Origin of the sequence: Streptomyces huiliensis, assembly GCF_020037025.1 — a bacterium.
Taxonomy (GTDB): Bacteria; Actinomycetota; Actinomycetes; order Streptomycetales; family Streptomycetaceae; genus Streptomyces; species Streptomyces huiliensis.
Map to the genome: position 1 here is coordinate 1 of NZ_JAIQLH010000153.1, position 2,126 is coordinate 2,126.

General features: G+C 76.2%; 2 protein-coding genes. Both read right to left on the reverse strand.

Going from position 1 to position 2,126, the window contains the following annotated elements:
- A partial coding sequence (gene tsaE / locus JNW98_RS23695) for a tRNA (adenosine(37)-N6)-threonylcarbamoyltransferase complex ATPase subunit type 1 TsaE (RefSeq protein WP_223770302.1) occupies window positions 1-439 on the reverse strand: 439 nt, incomplete at its 3' end.
- A gap of 595 nt (window positions 440-1,034) precedes the next feature.
- The coding region (locus JNW98_RS23700; RefSeq protein ID WP_223770303.1) for an alpha/beta fold hydrolase at window positions 1,035-2,126 on the reverse strand (1,092 nt) is incomplete at its 5' end.

A 2,126-nucleotide genomic window follows, 5' to 3' on the forward strand; every position in this document is an offset into this window, starting at 1 on the left:
CGGCGCCCACCGCGCGTTCGATGACGACGCGGAGGCGGTCCTCCGACAGGTCCTCGACCTTGCCGTCGCCCCACTCCACGACCGTCACCGACTCCGGCAGCGAGACGTCGAGGTCCAGGTCCTCCATCTCGTCGAGGCCGCCGGACAGCCGGTAGGCGTCGACGTGGACGAGGGCGGGTCCGCCGGTCAGCGACGGGTGGACGCGGGCGATCACGAACGTCGGGGAGGTCACGGCCCCCCGGACCCCCAGTCCCTCACCGAGCCCGCGCGTCAGCGTCGTCTTCCCCGCGCCCAGCTCACCCGAGAGCAGCACCAGGTCACCGGCGCGCAGCAGCCCGGCGAGCCTGCGGCCCAGCTCCCGCATCTCCTCGGACGTCCGGACGGTGAGCTGCGCGGTGGCCGCACGGGTCGCGGCGGAGGAGTCGAGCGGGGCGTTCATACCGCCCGATGGTACGGGGTACGGGGCCGGGACCGGACGGTCGCGGGGCCCACCCGGCCGACACCCACCGGCCCCGCCGCCCGTACGGCACCCTCCCCGAAGCCCGCCCCCGTGCGCGCACACTCCGGCCGTCCGGCATTCGAGGACGTCGCGGCGCAGCGGCGAGGCGGTGTCCGGGGCTCAGCCCGGAAGACGGCGGGACCGCGCGGCACGTTCGCCGACGCCGGCGCACATGCCGGCCGTCCGGCGTGTGAGGACCTCGCGGCGCAGCCGCGATGCCCGGGGCCGGGGGCCCCGCCCCCGGGAAACGGTGAAAGGGCAGGGCAGGGGCAACCCCACCGCCGGCGGCACGTACCCGCCGGCCGCTTGCGGGGGCGCCCCGGCCCGGGGTCGGATGCCTCGCCCCTCGGCCGTACGCGACCCCTGGGGAAACACCTACAACACGGCTCGGCACGCCCCGGACGACAACGGGGCTACGTGGGAGGGGGACCGCCCCAGCCCCACCCTTTCGCCGTTTCCCGGGGCTCCGCCCCGGACCCCGCATCGCGGCCGCGCCGCGAGGTCCCCAAACGCCGGACGACTGAAGGGCGGCGCCTCAGCCCTCCCCCCGCGCCCCCGCCACGCCGCAGCGATCCTCGCCCGCCGCCGCGAGAAGGCCGGCCAGGCGAGCATCGACCGTCGCAGGCTGTTCGAGCATCACCAAGTGACCCGCGCCCGGGACGAGGACGAGCTCCGCGTCGAGAAGCGCCGCGGCCATGGCCTCGCTGTGAGACGCAGGAGTGATCAGATCCTTCTCCCCGGCGAGGACGAGGACCGGCAGGCCGCGGAAGACGTCGAGGGCCGCCGTCTTGTCGTGCTCGGCGAAGGCCGGGTAGAACTCGGCGACGACGTCGACCGGCGTGCTCTCCAGCAGCCGCTCGGCGAACCGGGCGACCCCGGGGTCGACGTCCCGGGAGCCGAACGAGTACCGCCGGTAGACCCCGGCGAGCAGGTCGGCGCTGAGCCGGCGCCCCTTCTCGATCAGCTCGGTCTGGGCGGTCATCAGCCGGAAGGCGCCCGGCAGCGCGCGCCGCACCACGTTGATGCCCAGGGCGGGCAGTCCGAAGGTGACCTCGGCGAGCCGGCCGGAGGACGTACCGACGAAGGCGGCGCCGGCCACCCGCTCCTCGATCAGCCCGGGGTACTGGGACGCCAGCGCCATCTGCGTCATGCCACCCATCGAGTGCCCCACCAGCACCAGCGGCCCCTCGGGCGCCGCCGCCTCGATGACGGCCTTGAGGTCGCGGCCCAGCAGGTCGATGGAGACCGTCCCGCTGCCGTCGCGCTGCGCGCGGCCCCGCTCGGAGCGGCCGTGGCTGCGCTGGTCCCAGTAGACGGCCCGGACGGCGCCGCGGAGGGCGGCCCGCTGGAAGTGCCAGGAGTCCTGGTTGAGGCAGTAGCCGTGACTGAAGACGACGGTCACGGGCGGACCGCCGGACCCCCGAGCGGCCCCCGCCGCCTCCTCGACCTCGTAGTACAGCTCGGTCCCGTCGTCGGCGACCGCCGTCCCCGGGGTGCCGCGCAGCGTCCCGTAGGGGCCCGTCGCGTCCAGGGCCAGCCGCGCCTTGCGGCGCATGCCGCGGCCGACGGTCAGCCGCTCGACGGCCACGCCCGCCGCCGCGCCGGCGGCGAGGACGCCCACGGCCGC